Source organism: Rhizobium sp. P38BS-XIX (assembly GCF_012641435.1).
Lineage (GTDB): Bacteria > Pseudomonadota > Alphaproteobacteria > Rhizobiales > Rhizobiaceae > Rhizobium.
In genome coordinates this window covers 236640-251518 of sequence record NZ_JABAIJ010000007.1, presented here as the reverse complement: position 1 = coordinate 251518, position 14879 = coordinate 236640, and the positions used below count along the sequence as shown (strand labels likewise).

At 60.8% G+C, this 14879-nt stretch carries 16 protein-coding genes and 1 pseudogene; 9 read left to right on the top strand and 8 right to left on the bottom strand.

Annotation, left to right across the window (positions count from 1 at the left end; translation table 11 throughout):
- Nucleotides 1-41: 41 nt before the first annotated feature.
- The 4 genes from HGP17_RS22800 (at nucleotide 42) to HGP17_RS22785 (ending at nucleotide 2482) form a co-directional block, all read left to right on the top strand.
- A complete protein-coding gene (locus HGP17_RS22800; RefSeq protein WP_168812736.1) occupies nucleotides 42-434 on the top strand; it encodes a tautomerase family protein in 393 nt (130 codons plus the stop codon).
- A gap of 5 nt (nucleotides 435-439) precedes the next feature.
- On the top strand, nucleotides 440-835 hold the full coding sequence (locus HGP17_RS22795) for a cupin domain-containing protein (protein ID WP_168812735.1): 396 nt from the start codon (nucleotides 440-442) through the stop codon (nucleotides 833-835).
- Between the two features lie 4 nt (nucleotides 836-839).
- Nucleotides 840-1412, top strand: a complete 573-nt coding sequence (locus HGP17_RS22790; protein WP_168812734.1) for a DUF4865 family protein — start codon at nucleotides 840-842, stop codon at nucleotides 1410-1412.
- An 89-nt stretch (nucleotides 1413-1501) separates the two neighbouring features.
- Nucleotides 1502-2482, top strand: a complete 981-nt coding sequence (locus HGP17_RS22785; RefSeq protein ID WP_168812733.1) for a threonine/serine dehydratase — start codon at nucleotides 1502-1504, stop codon at nucleotides 2480-2482.
- On the opposite strand, the gene HGP17_RS22780 is transcribed toward HGP17_RS22785, so the two are convergent.
- The 4 genes from HGP17_RS22780 to HGP17_RS22765 all read right to left on the bottom strand — a co-directional run bounded on the left by HGP17_RS22780 (nucleotide 2475) and on the right by HGP17_RS22765 (nucleotide 6152).
- Complete coding sequence (locus tag HGP17_RS22780) at nucleotides 2475-3110, bottom strand: LysE family translocator (RefSeq protein ID WP_168812732.1); 636 nt, start codon at nucleotides 3108-3110, stop codon at nucleotides 2475-2477. The genes HGP17_RS22785 and HGP17_RS22780 overlap by 8 nt on opposite strands.
- Before the next feature lie 100 nt (nucleotides 3111-3210).
- Entirely contained in the window at nucleotides 3211-4092 is an 882-nt protein-coding gene (locus tag HGP17_RS22775; protein ID WP_168812731.1) for an NAD(P)-dependent oxidoreductase, read from the bottom strand.
- 132 nt (nucleotides 4093-4224) lie between these two features.
- A complete protein-coding gene (gene pyk / locus HGP17_RS22770) occupies nucleotides 4225-5664 on the bottom strand; it encodes a pyruvate kinase (RefSeq protein ID WP_168812730.1) in 1440 nt (479 codons plus the stop codon).
- Nucleotides 5664-6152, bottom strand: a complete 489-nt coding sequence (locus HGP17_RS22765; RefSeq protein ID WP_168812891.1) for a DUF1036 domain-containing protein — start codon at nucleotides 6150-6152, stop codon at nucleotides 5664-5666. Before HGP17_RS22765 ends, pyk begins: the two co-directional genes overlap by 1 nt.
- Before the next feature lie 163 nt (nucleotides 6153-6315).
- On the opposite strand from HGP17_RS22765, the pseudogene HGP17_RS22760 reads away from it, so the two are divergent.
- The 3 genes and pseudogenes from HGP17_RS22760 (at nucleotide 6316) to HGP17_RS22750 (ending at nucleotide 7907) form a co-directional block, all read left to right on the top strand.
- Nucleotides 6316-7150: pseudogene (locus tag HGP17_RS22760) on the top strand (N-formylglutamate amidohydrolase).
- 28 nt (nucleotides 7151-7178) lie between these two features.
- Complete coding sequence (locus HGP17_RS22755) at nucleotides 7179-7484, top strand: DUF1244 domain-containing protein (RefSeq protein ID WP_168812728.1); 306 nt, start codon at nucleotides 7179-7181, stop codon at nucleotides 7482-7484.
- Between the two features lie 171 nt (nucleotides 7485-7655).
- A complete protein-coding gene (locus HGP17_RS22750) occupies nucleotides 7656-7907 on the top strand; it encodes a DUF2312 domain-containing protein (protein ID WP_015341059.1) in 252 nt (83 codons plus the stop codon).
- A 67-nt stretch (nucleotides 7908-7974) separates the two neighbouring features.
- On the opposite strand, the gene HGP17_RS22745 is transcribed toward HGP17_RS22750, so the two are convergent.
- The 4 genes from HGP17_RS22745 to HGP17_RS22730 form a co-directional block, all read right to left on the bottom strand.
- Nucleotides 7975-9027, bottom strand: coding sequence for a nitronate monooxygenase (locus tag HGP17_RS22745; protein ID WP_168812727.1), 1053 nt, complete (start codon nucleotides 9025-9027; stop codon nucleotides 7975-7977).
- 66 nt (nucleotides 9028-9093) lie between these two features.
- Nucleotides 9094-10020, bottom strand: a complete 927-nt coding sequence (locus tag HGP17_RS22740; protein ID WP_246704176.1) for an NAD(P)-dependent oxidoreductase — start codon at nucleotides 10018-10020, stop codon at nucleotides 9094-9096.
- A 130-nt stretch (nucleotides 10021-10150) separates the two neighbouring features.
- Nucleotides 10151-11248, bottom strand: coding sequence for a branched-chain amino acid aminotransferase (locus HGP17_RS22735; protein WP_168812725.1), 1098 nt, complete (start codon nucleotides 11246-11248; stop codon nucleotides 10151-10153).
- A gap of 192 nt (nucleotides 11249-11440) precedes the next feature.
- Nucleotides 11441-12703: an NAD(P)/FAD-dependent oxidoreductase gene (locus HGP17_RS22730; protein ID WP_168812724.1), complete on the bottom strand. Its 1263-nt coding sequence runs from the start codon at nucleotides 12701-12703 to the stop codon at nucleotides 11441-11443.
- A 212-nt stretch (nucleotides 12704-12915) separates the two neighbouring features.
- Between HGP17_RS22730 and HGP17_RS22725 the strand changes: the two genes are divergently transcribed.
- Both HGP17_RS22725 and HGP17_RS22720 read left to right on the top strand, forming a co-directional pair.
- Nucleotides 12916-13320, top strand: a complete 405-nt coding sequence (locus HGP17_RS22725) for a hypothetical protein (RefSeq protein WP_168812723.1) — start codon at nucleotides 12916-12918, stop codon at nucleotides 13318-13320.
- 169 nt (nucleotides 13321-13489) lie between these two features.
- Nucleotides 13490-14857 (top strand): PepSY domain-containing protein, encoded by a 1368-nt coding sequence (locus HGP17_RS22720; RefSeq protein WP_168812722.1) that lies wholly within the window; start codon nucleotides 13490-13492, stop codon nucleotides 14855-14857.
- Nucleotides 14858-14879 lie beyond the last annotated feature (22 nt).

Genomic DNA, 14879 nt, shown 5'->3' with positions numbered 1-14879 from the left:
CATTCTGTCCTCGTCAAGTCAAACACGAACAGGAGCATGCAATGCCATTCACCCGGATCACACTGTTGCACGGCAAGTCGCCTGAATACCTGAAGGCCCTGTCGGACAATTTCCACCGCGCTCTGGTCGAAACCTTTGACGTTCCGCCGACCGATCGCTTTCAGGCCATTCATCAGCTGGAGCCGCATGAGCTCGTCTTCGATCGCACCTATTTCACGAGCACCCCGCGCTCGGATGATTATGTCTTTTTCGATGTGACGATCGGCAAGCCCCGTAGCACCGAGGTCAAGAAGGCTTTCTATCGCCGCGCCGTCGAGCTTCTTGCCGATGCGCCCGGTCTGCGCCCCGAAGACGTCATGATCACCATCACGACGGCAGCCCGCGAAGACTGGTCCTTCGCCGATGGTCGTGCGCAAATGATCGAGCAGGCCTGAGAGCGATGCCTCAGACCACATCTTTACAATCGCCGGGCATCCATCGCGCCGGAGCCAATACGCAGCAATCGCCGGCCGGCATCGCCACCGCGTCCTTCTGGGTTGAACCGCTCGTCGAAAACAACGACGACGGCGGCCTCAACGCGATGCGCTGCGTTCTCGAGCCCGGCGTCATGACACGCTGGCACACGCATCCGCACGGACAGATCCTCTACGTTCTGTCCGGCGTCGGACTTGCCGAACGTTTCGGCGGATCGGCCGAGGAGTTGCGGGCGGGCGATTGCATCAGCTTTGCGCCGAACGAACGTCATCGGCATGGCGCGACGGCGGAAAGCACCTTTTCCTATATCAGCATCCAGGCGGCGCAGGACGGCAGCGTCGCAACGTGGATCGAGGAGTGACCCCATGATCGCCATGCAGTATAATTTCCCCCTGCCCGCGGATTACGACATGGCGATCATCGACCGCCGCATCCGCGACAAGGGTCCGTTGCTCGACAATCTCCCAGGCTTGAAGGTCAAGGCCTATCTGACGGCCAGAAAAGGCGACCCGGTGACGGGGAGCAGCCAGAACCTCTATGCGCCATTCTACGTCTGGCATGATGAGGAGGGCCTCAGCGACTTCGTCTGCGGTCCCGGCTTTGCCGCGCTGACTGAAAACTTTGGTCGCCCCCAGGTCAACACATGGGTCGCCTGGCATGCCGAGACATCGGCGGATATCCGCAGCGCCAAATTCGCAGCGCGCGAGGTCGTCGCGATCGATATCAACGCATCGTTGACCGAGCTTCGCGCTAAGGAAAGCGATGCCGCCGCCAAAGCCATATCTCGCGGCGACGCGCTCGCCTCCATCGTCGCATTCGAACCGACCCATTGGACCTTCGTGCGTTTTCGTCTCTTGGCCGAGGCGCCGGAAGATCCCACACGTTCCGGCCTTCAGATCTACAATGTCGGGCATCTTTCACTGCCCGGCCCGGCCTGAAGTGTCATGGAGACAATCTCCTTGTTTTAAAGGTGCCACGCGCGCTTTATGGATGGAAAGTCTTTCTGAATCAAAAGAGTGATCCCTCCATGGTCGATATCGCAATGATCGAAGCCGCCCGCGCTCGCCTCGGCGGTCGGGCGCGCCGCACGCCGCTTCTCTCCTCCCCTTTTCTTGATGAGATTGCCGGGCGTCGTCTGTTCGTGAAGGCCGAGTGCCTGCAGCATTCCGGTTCCTTCAAGTTTCGCGGCGGCTGGTCGGCGGTTTCGGCATTGGAACCGGATGTGCGTGCCAAGGGCGTCATCGCCTTCTCGTCCGGCAACCATGCGCAGGGCGTGGCTTTGGCCGCAAAGCTGCACGGCATCCCCTCGGTCATCGTCATGCCGACGGACGCGCCGAAGCTGAAAGTCGCCAACACGCGTGCCTTCGGCGCGGAGGTCGTGCTCTACGACCGCGGGAAGGAAGATCGCGATGAAATCGGCGCGCGCCTTTCCAAAGAGCGCGGCCTGACGCTGATCAAGCCATTCGACGAACCACAGGTGATTGCCGGCCAGGGAACAACGGGCCTCGAAATCGCCGAGCAGGCTGCCGAGGAAGGCATTGAATCCGCGAGCGTGCTCGTGCCCTGTGGTGGCGGCGGCCTTTCTTCGGGTATCGCACTTGCGCTGGAATCCCGCGCGCCGGGCCTTAAAGTGCGCCCATGCGAGCCCAAGGATTTCGACGACGCCACACGCTCTCTTGCCTCCGGCAAGATCGAACGCAATGCTGCCCTGCAGGGCTCGATCTGCGACGCCATCATCACGCCGCAACCGGGTAACATCACCTTCCCGATCATGAAGCGCCTCTGCGGCCCCGGTCTCGTCGTTTCCGACGAGGAGGCACAGAAGGCCATGGCGCTTGCCTTCAGTCGATTGAAGATCGTCGTCGAGCCGGGTGGCGCCGTTGCCTTGGCTGCAGCGCTCTTCCAAGGAAAGGACATCGACGGCGATAGCGTGATCGTCGTTACCTCGGGCGGCAATGTCGACCAGGACGTCTTTGAGGCGGCTCTGACCCGCAGTTCATTCAATTGACGGCGCGGCGGTAAAACGCCAACGAGCCGGCAAGAGCCAAAAGCGCGCCGCCACAGGCGCGCTCGAGCCATTTGGCGCCTTCCGATTTCAGCACACGAACGGCCTGCGAACCGAAGACCGCATAACCAAGCATGATCATGAAATCGAGCGAAGCGAAGATCGCGCCGAGAACGACATATTGTTGCAGCTGCGGCGCGGCCGGTTCGAGGAACTGCGGCAAGAAAGCCGAAAAGAAAAGATAGCCCTTGGGATTGGTGACCGCGACCATGAAGCTCTTGAGGCCGATGGAAAAGGCGGTTCCTTGGGGCTGATTTCCGCTCGCCTGCAAGACGCTGTCGATCGTCCCCTTCGACCGCAGCATCATGATGCCCAGAAAAGCGAGATAGGCAGCGCCCACCCATTTGAGCGCCGAGAACCAGAATTCGGAAGCGGCCAGCAGCGCGCCGAGACCGATGGCAACCGCGCTGATCAGAACCGCATCGGAAAGGACCGCACCCACCATGCCCGGCAAGGCGCGCCTGACGCCAAAGCGCGAGCCATTCGTCAACGCCAACAGCACGGTTGGCCCGGGCGTTGCGATACCGATGAAGGAAACGGCCGCGAAGGCAAGCAGCGTGGTCAGATGCATTAGTCCCTCCCCTTGAGGCAGGAAAGCTTGCATGCAATCAAGGCTTTGGCAAGCAGCGTTGCCGATGCCAAAGCCCACGGAACTCATCGCGGCCGGCAGATTAATCCGCCAACCCGGCATCCTTCGCGGCCAGCGCGCCGACGGCCGACCAATCGAGTTCGTCGCCTCCATGCGCCAACAGGGTCAAGAACCTGTCACGCAGCAGGCTTGCCAACGGCAACGGCACGTTAAGCGCCTCGCCGGCGGCCAGCGCCAGCCGAATGTCCTTCTGGCCGAGCGGCGCGGTGAAACCGGCCGGCTTGAACTTGCGATCGGCAATCAGGCCGCCATAGGTCTTGTAGATTGGCGCGCTGAACAGCGTCGACGTCAGCAGCTCGAGATAGGCATGACGGTCGACGCCGCCCTTCTCCACCAGCGCCATCGCCTCACCGAGCGACTCGATGACGGCGGCGATCAGGAAATTGCCGCTGAGCTTGACGAGATTGGCGGCTTTCGGCTCCTCGCCGACCACGAAGGTGCGCTGACCGATAGCGTCGAAAAGTGGCGTGACCGATTGGACGGCATCCGGCGCACCGGCCGCGACCACGAATAGCTTTGCCGCAGCTGCTGCTTCCGGCCGGCCAAAGACCGGTGCTGCCACGAAACGCTGACCCAGGTCCGCGTGCTCCTTGGCAAGCCTCTCCGAGGTGGCGACGCTAATCGTGCTGGCGGAAATATGAACCGCGCCGTTCCCGAGGCTCGCAAGGACACCACCATCGCTGTGCACGACGGCAGACAGCGCATCGTCATGGGCAAGCATGGTGAAAACGGCGTCGCCGACACAGGCTTCCGCCACGGTGACAGCCACTTTCGCGCCTTCGCCGGCAAGAGCGTCCGCCTTGTCGCGCGAACGATTGTAGACAGTCACCTCATGCCCCGCCTTGATGAGATTGACGGCCATGGCGCTGCCCATCTGACCCAATCCGATAAATCCGACCTTCATTGGCATGTCTCCTTCTCGATGCGCCTGCCTGGGGGGAGCGGTCGCAGGCATTTCCGCTACAACAAAAAACCCGCCGTCTTTCGACAGCGGGTTTCGAATATATCAGGTGCTGCCGTACTCAGATGTCGGCAATCACACGCCGGACTGGCCGTCCGAACCGATATAGGCAATGCGCAGCATGTTGGTTGCACCCGGCGTGCCGAGCGGAACACCAGCCGAAATGATGATGCGATCACCCGGCTTGCCGAAGCCTTCTTCGGCAACGATACGGCAGGCATTGTTGACCATGTCGTCAAGGTCGGTCGCATCGTGCGTGACCACACAGTGCAAGCCCCAGACAACGGACAGACGGCGTGCGGTCTGGATGATCGGCGACAGCGCCAGGATCGGAACCTGCGGACGCTCGCGAGAAGCGCGCATGCCCGTCGTGCCCGACGAGGTGTAGCAGACGATCGCAGCGAGCTTCAGGGTTTCGGCGATCTGGCGAGCGGCGAGCGAAATCGCATCTGCACCGGTTGCTTCCGGAAGGGCGCGCTGGGCGTAGATGATGCCCGGATAATGCGGTTCACGCTCGATCGTGCCGGCGATGGAGGCCATCATCGAAACGGCTTCGACCGGATAGTCGCCCGAAGCGGATTCGGCCGACAGCATGACGGCATCGGCGCCTTCGAAGACGGCGGTGGCGACGTCGGACACTTCGGCGCGGGTCGGAACCGGCGCGGAGATCATCGATTCCAGCATCTGCGTGGCAACGACAACCGGCTTGCCGGAGCGGCGGCAGGCGCGGATCAGCTGCTTCTGAATGCCGGGAACGGATTCCAGCGGCATCTCGACGCCAAGGTCACCGCGGGCAACCATCAACGCGTCGGAAAGCTCGATGATCTCTTCGATGCGCTCGACAGCTTGCGGCTTTTCGATCTTCGACATCAGGCCGACGCGGCCATGGGAAATCTTGCGAACTTCCGTCAAATCTTCGGGACGCTGGATGAAGGACAGAGCCACCCAGTCGACTTCGTTGGTCGCGAGAACGGCATCGAGATCGACGCGGTCCTTCTCCGTGAGGGCGCCGACGCCAAGCAGTGTGTCGGGGAGGCTGACGCCCTTGCGATCGGAAATCTTTGTGCCCGAAATAACGGTCGTGACGATGCTCTTGCCGTCGCACTTTTCAGCACGCAGGGCGAGCTTGCCGTCATCGATCAGAAGACGATGGCCAGGCTGAACCGATTCCAGGATTTCCGGGTGCGGCAGGTAAACGCGGGTGTTGTCGCCAGGGATATCCTGGTTGTCGAGGGTGAAGGTCTGGCCAGGCTTGAGATCGACCTTGGTTTCAGCAAACTTGCCGACGCGCAGCTTGGGACCCTGCAAGTCGGCGAGGATGCCGATCGGCCGACCACAGCGGCTTTCAACGGCGCGGATGCGCTGGATCAGCGTGCGCATCACATCATGGCTGGCGTGGCTCATGTTAATGCGGAACAGGTCTGCGCCGGCCTCATGAAGCTTCTGAATCATCTCCTCCGAAGAGGAGGCCGGACCGAGCGTTGCGAGGATTTTGACTTTTCTGTTTCGTCTCATCAATTCTGGCTTTCTTGGCTGCCCGGGGTATCGGAAAGCTGAACCATCCAGCTCGCCTGACGCCCCGTGTCGTATTCCTTGAATCCCATCTTCTGATAGCCACGAGCGTAGCAATCCTTCACGCCTGGGATTTTGAATTCATTTTCCGCCACGCACATTTCGACGTCACCCGTCCAGCGACCGCCGCGGGCCGCATCCTCTGCGTAGAGATAATAATAACGGGATTGAAGCGGCCCCTCGATCAATGTTGCGCAGGTATTGGCGGGAATCTGCCACCAGCCTTCGGTCACCCAGCCTTCCTTGGCGCGATAGCCTATGGCCACGCCCACAAGGTTTTGAGTGCCGTTACACGTTCGGAAATCCGCGTGAGCCGCCTTCGGCATGAACAAAAACGGCGCTGCCACAACAAGAATAAGAAATGCGATTCGGGTGAGCGGATTTGACCGCTTAACGAAACGTGGTGCGACTTGGCTGGACACGGCTTCCAATTGGCTCCCAGTTATTCGTCTTTGCGTCTTCTTGCGCCGCCATCCCATGAATGTCAACGCAACTCTAATCGATTATATTTTCTTCACGGGATGGTGACGGCGTCTAACGCCGCTCTTTGCCCGATCGAAGCTGCGAACCTTGCACCTTCCATCCGCGCATGCAATCAAACAAAGAGTTGAAAATTCAATAATCGACAATCCATATGACCGACTTCAGATCTTTCGAGACCATATCCGGCAATCATGACAAAGGGATGGTCATCCTCGGCGACCACGCCATGCGGCTCCTGCCGGAGCGCTATGGCAGCCTGGGCCTGCCGGAAACTGCTTTTTCGCGGCATATCGCCTATGACATCGGCATCGAGAGCCTCTGCCGGCATCTTTGCCGGAAGCTGGGCGTTCCCGGCGTCTTGGGTGGCTTTTCCCGCCTGCTGATCGATCCGAACCGCGGCGAGGACGACCCCACGCTGATTATGAAGATCTCCGATGGCGCGATCATTCCGGGCAATCATCCGATCACGGACGACGAGTGGAACTACCGCATCGAGACCTTCCATCGGCCCTACCACCGCGCCGTCGACGAGATGATCGCTTCGGTGGCCGCAGCGACAGGTAAGGCACCGCTGGTGCTGTCGATGCATTCTTTCACGCCGGCCTGGAAAGGTGTCGCCAGACCTTGGCACGCAAGCGTGCTCTGGGACAGCGACGAGCGCGCCGTCGTGCCGCTTCTTGCAAAACTGGGTGTGGATACCGATTTGGTGATCGGTGACAACGAGCCTTACGACGGCGCCTTGCGCAACGACACCATGTACCGCCATTGCATGATGAATGGCATCGCGCATGCGCTGATCGAGGTTAGACAGGACCTGATCGGCGACGAGGCAGGCGTCATCGAATGGGCCGATCGGCTGGCGCCGATCTTCGCCGATATCAATGCCGATCCGATGATGCACGAATATAAGCGCTATCCGTCACGAACCGGCCCCTATGAAGGCTGATCCGGAGAGCGAATTAAGGAGAAACGAGATGACCGCACTTAGCAAGCAACAGCAGACGGAGCTTGAGGCCGCCGCATTCCGCCATCTCCTGGCGCATCTGCGCGAGCGCAACGACGTGCAGAACATCGACATGATGAACCTTGCCGGTTTCTGCCGCAACTGCTTGTCCAACTGGTATCGCGAGGCGGCAGAGGAGGCTGGCCTTGAAGTCAGCAAGGACGAATCCCGCGAGATCGTCTACGGCATGCCCTACGAGGAATGGAAAAACCTGCATCAGAAGGAAGCTTCGCCTGTGCAAAAAGCCGCTTTCGAGCAGAACAAGCCGAAAGATTAACGCTCCCTTCACCAATCCGGCTTGACCTTGCGCGCCATTCGCGGCACGTCAACTGCCCGATCGAACTTGAAATCCCGCGCTGGTCCTGAAGCGAGGTGCCATATCGGTGATCCACCGATCTCACCTGCGACCGGCGGCAAGCGACCCTTTGAGACCCTTTAGGAGAAGTGCATGGAAGAAAACAGCGTCGAGAACGTGGCCGCCGCGGAACTGCGTCAATTCATCGAGCGCATCGAGCGTCTTGAGGAAGAAAAGGCTGCAATTGGCTCGGACATCAAGGATGTCATGGGGGAAGCCAAGGGCCGTGGCTACGACACCAAGGCGATCCGTACCATTATCCGCCTTCGCAAGAAGGACGCGAATGAGCGTCTGGAAGAGGAATCCATCCTGCAGACCTATATGGCCGCGCTTGGCATGGAATAATCTCGACGGATATTGTCCTGTCGACATGAATTGGAGCCGGCTTGCCGGCTCCTTTGCGTTTGAGAGATCAAGCTTCGAAGAGACGTTCGATCAGAGCGGCAGTGCTTCCCTGCCAAAGCTCGCCCTTGCCGGTTCCGGCCCAGAGCGAGAGAAAATCCGGTGATCCCTTCGCAGTGGATGCGCCGCGCATGTCTCGCGTGAACTTGTTTTGCGCCGGGAAAGGAAGAATGGCGTCCGCCTTCCCTTCCATCTCATCCATGAAGCGATTTTCGATCCCGCGGGCGAAGCGGCCAGAGAACGCCCGCGTCGTCCGCGTCTTGCGCTCCGGTGCTTCCAGAAGTTTCTTGCGATAGGGCGCGGATGTCCCGGCTTCGGTTGAGACCAGGAAAGCCGTGCCCATTTGCACGGCCTGCGCGCCAGCCTGCAACGCCGCGCGGACATCGGCCGCCGTCATGATCCCGCCGGCTGCGATCAGCGGCACGCCAAGCTTGCCGGCACACTGCGCCAGAAGTTCGCGAAGACCGATTTTCGGATCGTCTGCATGCGCATCGAAAATGCCGCGATGGCCGCCGGCCTCAAAGCCTTGCAGAGTGACGGCATCGACGCCGCTATCTTCAAGCGCCTTCGCCTCTTCAAAGGTCGTTGCCGTTCCGATCAACGGAATATCCGCCTTCTTTGCAGCACTGACATGATCCGAAGACAACAGCCCGAAGACGAAGCTGAAGCAGGCCGGCTTGAGACGCAACACGGCCTCGAACTGGCTATCGAAATCCTCCTCGTAGGGCGGAGCGAGCTGCGGTGCCGGCAACTCAAGCTCGGTGCGGTATCGTGCCGTTGCCTGCGTCGCCCGGGCAAGCGGCTCCTGCGCGACCTCGGGTATGGAATGAGGAATGAAGAGGTTGATCGAAAATGGTTTATCGGTGCGGTCGCGCACCGCGTTCACAAAGGTTTCGATCGCAGTGGCGGAAGAGTAGGCGCCTCCCATGGCGCCGAGCGCTCCAGCAGTCGAGGCAGCCGCGACGAGATCGACCGACGAAGGTCCTCCGGCCATAGGAGCGACGATCAGCGGATACTTCAATCCGAGTTTTTGAAAAAGATTGCTGTCCGTAGCGGCAGACATGCTTATCTTCCTTTCAGAAATGCCTGTCAAAATCTCAATTCTACATAGGCTTCGCGCGATCCATTGCTAGGAGCGGCCAAGCGTCGCGGTTCGGCCTTCGATCGCCGTCAGAACCGAGGACATATCGAGCCGGCCATTGCCAAGCTCGACGCTCTCTCCATAAAGCGCGCGGCAAAGATCGAGGATCGGCGAGGCCATGCCGGCAGCACGCGCGGCAGCGGCGATCAGATTGGTGCTGTTGAGCGCATCCGCCGTCGCCGCCTGGACGGAAAAATCCCGCTCGACGAGCTTCGGGATTTTCACCCGCGTCAGATCACTGGCCATGGGGCCGGAGCCGATCGCCGCCTGGAAGGTGGCGAGATCCAGCCCGTTCCGATCGGCAAAGTGCGCGGCCTCTGCCAACCCGGCCAACGTGGTGCAGAGATAGAGATTGACGGCAAGCTTCATCAGCAACGCGTTGCCGACTGGCCCGCAGAGGATCGTTTCGCGGCACATCGGCGCAAACAACGGCCGCACATGCGCAACGATATCCGCGTCGCCGCCGAGAAGTCCGACAAGCTGTGCAGTCTCTGCCGGCTTGCGCGAGCCCGACACCGGCGCCTCGACATAGTGACCGCCGGCTGCCGCAATCTCCGCGGCCAGGCCACGCGAGTAATCTGGCGGGTTCGATCCCATCGAGACGACGATGTGTCCGGAAACCAGCGTCTCGAAGCCCGGTGTCCCGCGCTGCAGGATCATATCCAGCACCGCCTCGTTCACCAGCATCAAAAGCACGATCCGCGTTCGCCCGAAAACATCCTCGACGCTATCGGCGACTTGGGCACCAGCCTCGCGCAGCGGATCGGCCGCCGCTGACGACCGGTTCCAGACGACGAGCCTCGTGCCGGACCTTGCAAGATTGAGGGCCATCGGCTGGCCCATGACGCCGAGACCGACAAAGCCGATCTCCTCGCCCGGCTCGATGCCGGGACGGTCGCTGACGTTGGTCATCATAACAACTCCGATGTTTCGGGTGACTATGCGATCTCTTGTGTCAGAGCCCGGCGGGAAGACCCGTTTGCCATCCCCGCCGGTTATCGATCTCGTTGCGGTCAAAGGTTGACCGGATGATCGGCCTTAAGCCTTAGAACAGACGATCGAGCCATTCCTGCTTGTCAGGCGCGCGGCCGAACTGAATGTCGGTCAGCGCGGCCTTTAGACGAAGCGTGGTCGGGCCGGCATTGCCGTCGCCGATGGTGAAGCCGTATTCCCGGCCCTTCAGCTTGCCGATCGGGGTGACGACAGCTGCCGTCCCGCAGGCGAAGGCTTCGCTCAGGCGGCCGCTCTCGACATCGGCCTGCCACTGCTGGATGGAATAGGGCTCTTCACGAACGGTAAGGCCCATATCCCGGCCCAGCTTGATCAGCGAGTCGCGTGTGATACCCGGCAGGATGGTGCCAGTGAGCGGCGGCGTCTGCAGCGAACCGTCGTTGAACACGAAGAAGATATTCATGCCGCCGAGCTCTTCGATCCAGCGCTTCTCGACGGCGTCGAGGAAGACGACCTGCTCGCAACCTTCACGCTGACCTTCGGCAAGCGCGGAAAGGCTTGCGGCATAGTTGCCGCCGCACTTGGCAGCACCGGTGCCGCCAGGAGCCGCGCGCGTGAAGTTCTCGGAAAGCCACAGCGTGACGGCCGAAGCGGCGCTCTTGAAATAGGACGCGACGGGAGACGCAACGACGCAATAGAGGTAGTCGGTCGCCGGACGTGTTCCGAGCGCGACTTCCGAGCCGATCATGAACGGACGCAGATAGAGCGACGCACCCTCGGCAGTCGGGATCCACTTGCGATCGATCTTCACGAGCTCGCGGACGGACTCCACAAAGAGCGCTTCCGGTAGGGGCGGCATGGCCAAGCGCTCTGCCGAATTGTGGAAGCGTCGTGCATTCGCGTCCGGGCGGAACAGCGCGGCACCGCCATCAGGCAGATGATAGGCTTTCATACCCTCGAAGATTTCCTGGGCGTAGTGAAGCACCACGGTTGCCGGGTCGAGAGCTAGCGCCTTGCGCGCCTCGATCTTGGGGCTATGCCAGCCGCGATCCTGCGAATAGCGGATCGTCACCATATGATCGGTGAAGACACGACCGAAACCCGGATTCTGCATCAAGGCTTCCCGTTCGCTATCCGTCGCGGGCGTGGGGTTTTTGTGAATGTCGAACGTCGTTGCGTCGCCGTTACTCATGGCTCCTCCAAATGCTTTTTCCATCGCGGCTTTCGCCGCCCTTCTCCCGCAGGAGAATCTAAACCAAATCGGGTGGTGTTTGATTGCGTTTACGCCTGTTGCGACGCAAGTTTAAGAGCGCTTTTCACAAATTTTCGAGGCGAATCGTTATTTTTCGTTGTCGCGGGACCTATTCCGGCAACAAGGCCCGGTTCAGAGCGCTTTTGCCACCGATTGCGCCGCCACGGCTCCGGTCTCGTAAGCCCCATGCGCCGTCGAATATCGGGCACGCGAACAAGCCTCGCCCGCAAAGAACAGCCGGTCATTGCAGGGGGCGGCCAACACACCCCGCAAATCGGAAGCTCCTGGCGTGGCATAGGAATAGGAGCCGCCGACAAATGGCTCGCTTGCCCAGCCCGACATGGCAAGGGGCGACAGCGTTGTGGCGATGTCAGCGCCAAGGACATGCTGCAATTGCTCCACCGAAAAGGCGAAGGCAGCGTCCAGTCCCTGCCGTTCGAGATCGAGTGCGAGATCGCCGGCAAAATAGGCTTCGATGACGGGCGCGCCGAACGGCCGCAACTGATAGGCGCCGGTGCGGCGATCCAGCCGCGATCCCATAGCGTGGGTATCCGTTGGCAACAGCTCCGGTCTTTCCACTCGAATGAAAAACTTGTTCGCCAAGCCGAGGGGCAAACGCGCCGCCGCTTCGATCTTGTCGGGAAGCGGTGGCCAGAATTGAATGCGCTCGGCGGCAAGTACATTGGTCGAGACGGCAATGATCACGGCCCGCGCCTTCAGCTCGCCGAAGGTTGTTGAAAGCAGGATATGGTCGGCAGGGCTATGGTCGATGCGGGTCACTTCGACATCGAGGACTGTGGGCACGGACTGGCCATAGGTTGCGACAAGCGTTCCGTAGCCTTCCCGCACGCGCCAGTCCGGCCCAGCACCTGGATCATACCGGCCGAGATCGATCACCGAAGACTTCGGCAGTTCCGCCCCGGTCACGAAAGCGGCGACGGCATGAATACGCTCGCGCCATGGGTCAGAGGGCGCGACGATGGCGCCGAGATCGGTATCGACGACGCCGTCATAAGCATCGGCACGCTCGAAGAAATCCGCTGTGGCGGCGGCGGCCGCCTTTGCGTCCGGATCCGCCGCCTCGAGTTGGCGGCCACCATCGCTCCAGGGCGCGGGCGTGCGATCGACCGTCAGGCCGATCTTTTCGGCAACTCCCGTCCACTCATTGGTGCGGGCACCATGCAGCCAGCCGCAACCAAGATCGAGCGCGACGCCATCGGCGCCAAGCGGATGAATGGTTCGCGCCCGGCCGCCGACCCGACTGGAGGCCTCAAGCAGCACGATCGAGAGATCCGGCCGAAGCGATTGCAGCTGCCGGGCAGCCGCGACACCGGCGGCACCGGCACCGATCACGGCAACGTCGATCTCGCCACCCCTCCAGGATTCGATGGGCATTTCATTTCCTTTTCGTGCAAGCCGCCGAACACATGCCGACGACAGGACGATGAACAATACAGACACGGCCGAACCGCCAGCTCGGCCTTTCCAACGAATCTGTATCTGACCTTCGCTCGGTATGTAAACGGTGCTGCTGTGCGCAGACCAAATTGACGCATTGAGCTGCGTCGACGAATGTCGTAATTGCTTTGGAAAATACGGGGACAATCGTGCGGAAGCGACTCTTTGGGACAACGCAGTGGATCGTGCGCATTCTATGCGCCGTCGCATTGCTGTCCGTTGGCTTTGCCCACACGCCCGCCGTGGCCAGCGCTGCGGAACTGACAACCCTTGAGCTTGCCCAATACCGTCTGCCGGACGGCACTCTGCCCGTCATCTGCGTCACCGAACGGACGCCTGATGGTAAGGAGCACGGCAAGACCTTTATGCCGGGATGCGAGGCTTGCCGAATTTCGGCGGCCATTCTGCTTCCCACGCCGTCGACCGATATTTTCGAACATCTAGCCTTTGTTCGCGAGGATATCGTCGTCGTCAGAAGCGAGGCGTATCATCGCCAGCTTTATCCGCCGAATAGCGGACCACGTGCTCCCCCTGCTCTTCCGATTCTTGCCTGAGCCTGCGTCGCGGCCGATGCCGTGACGCTCGTCGTCAACGGCGGCCGCACCACGAGACCTGATCGTGCCGGCTGCGGGTGAGAAGCCTCCTTGCTGATATCACACCTGCAGACCGCGCAATCTTTCGAACGGGATCGTTCCGTGCCGCCGGATCTTCGGAGAGATCCTCATGTCTGCTTTCACTGCGGCCGAACCTGCCGCGACAACAACGGATCAGATCTCGCTCTATCGAGCGATCTGGCGCTGGCATTTCTTCGCCGGCCTGCTTGTCATTCCCTTTCTGCTCAACCTGGCGGTTACCGGATCCATCTATCTGTTCAAGGATCAGATCGCCGACATCTTCTACTCCCACCGCAATATCGTCGCCGATACCGGCGCGATGCTGCCGCCGCAAAAGATCGTCGATGCGGCGCTTTCGGCAATGCCGGGAACCACCGCAACTTCCTACCGTGAGCCGGCGGCCGGAAATCGATCCGCCCTGGTGACGGTGTCCAAAGGTGCTCAATCGACGCTGGTCTACGTCAATCCACATGACGGCGAGGTGCTTGGCTCGGTCGGCTCGAAGGAAGAGTTCAGCTGGGTGGTCAAGCGCATCCACAGCCTCGAATATTTCGGAACATGGACCAACCGCATCGTCGAGATTGTCGGCGGTTTCGCTCTTATGCTCGTCGTCACCGGCATTTATCTATGGTGGCCAAGGCGCCAGACGGGCGGCGTGCTGACAGTACGCGGCACGCCCTCGCGCCGCGTCTTCTGGCGCGATCTTCATGCCGTGACCGGCGCCGTCGCAGGGATCGTCATCTTCTTCCTGGCTTTTAGCGGTATGCCCTGGTCGGGTTACTGGGGTGCGAATGTCAACGCGTGGCTGACATCTCATGATCTCGGATATCCCGCCGCGCTTTGGGACGAGGTTCCGAAATCCACGAGACTCACGCAGGATGTCGTCAATCGGCCTGGCTGGATCGTGGAGAACGCGCCTGTGCCCCTGTCCGATGCGGCGACCATGTCGCCACCGATCGGCCTCGACAAGGCCGTCGAGATCGCCAGGCAACTCGGCATGGCTCCAGGCTTCAGCGTCGCGCTGCCTTCGGACCCAACGGGCGTTTTCACAGCCTCGATCTTCCCCAAAGATCTTTCTCAGGAGCGTACGGTTCATATCGACCAGTATTCCGGCAAACCGCTGATCGATCTTTCCTTCGATCAATATCCGGCGCTCGGTCGTGCGATCGAATGGGGGATCAATGTCCATCAGGGACAGGAATGGGGCCTCTTCAACCAGCTGCTGATGCTGACAACCTGCATGGCCATCATTCTCAGCTGTGTTAGCGCCGTCATGATGTGGTGGAAACGCCGGCCGGCCGGACGCCTCGGTATACCGCCGATGCCGCAACAAAAATCCGTTTACGTCGGACTGTGGCTGATCGCGATCGTCTTCGGCCTTGCCTTTCCGCTGACGGGCGCGGCCGTCCTTGCGATGCTGATTCTGGACCAGACGCTCATTCGCTTCACACCACCGCTGAAACGCTTCTTTTCATGAAAGGCCGCGCGGCAAGGCCTGC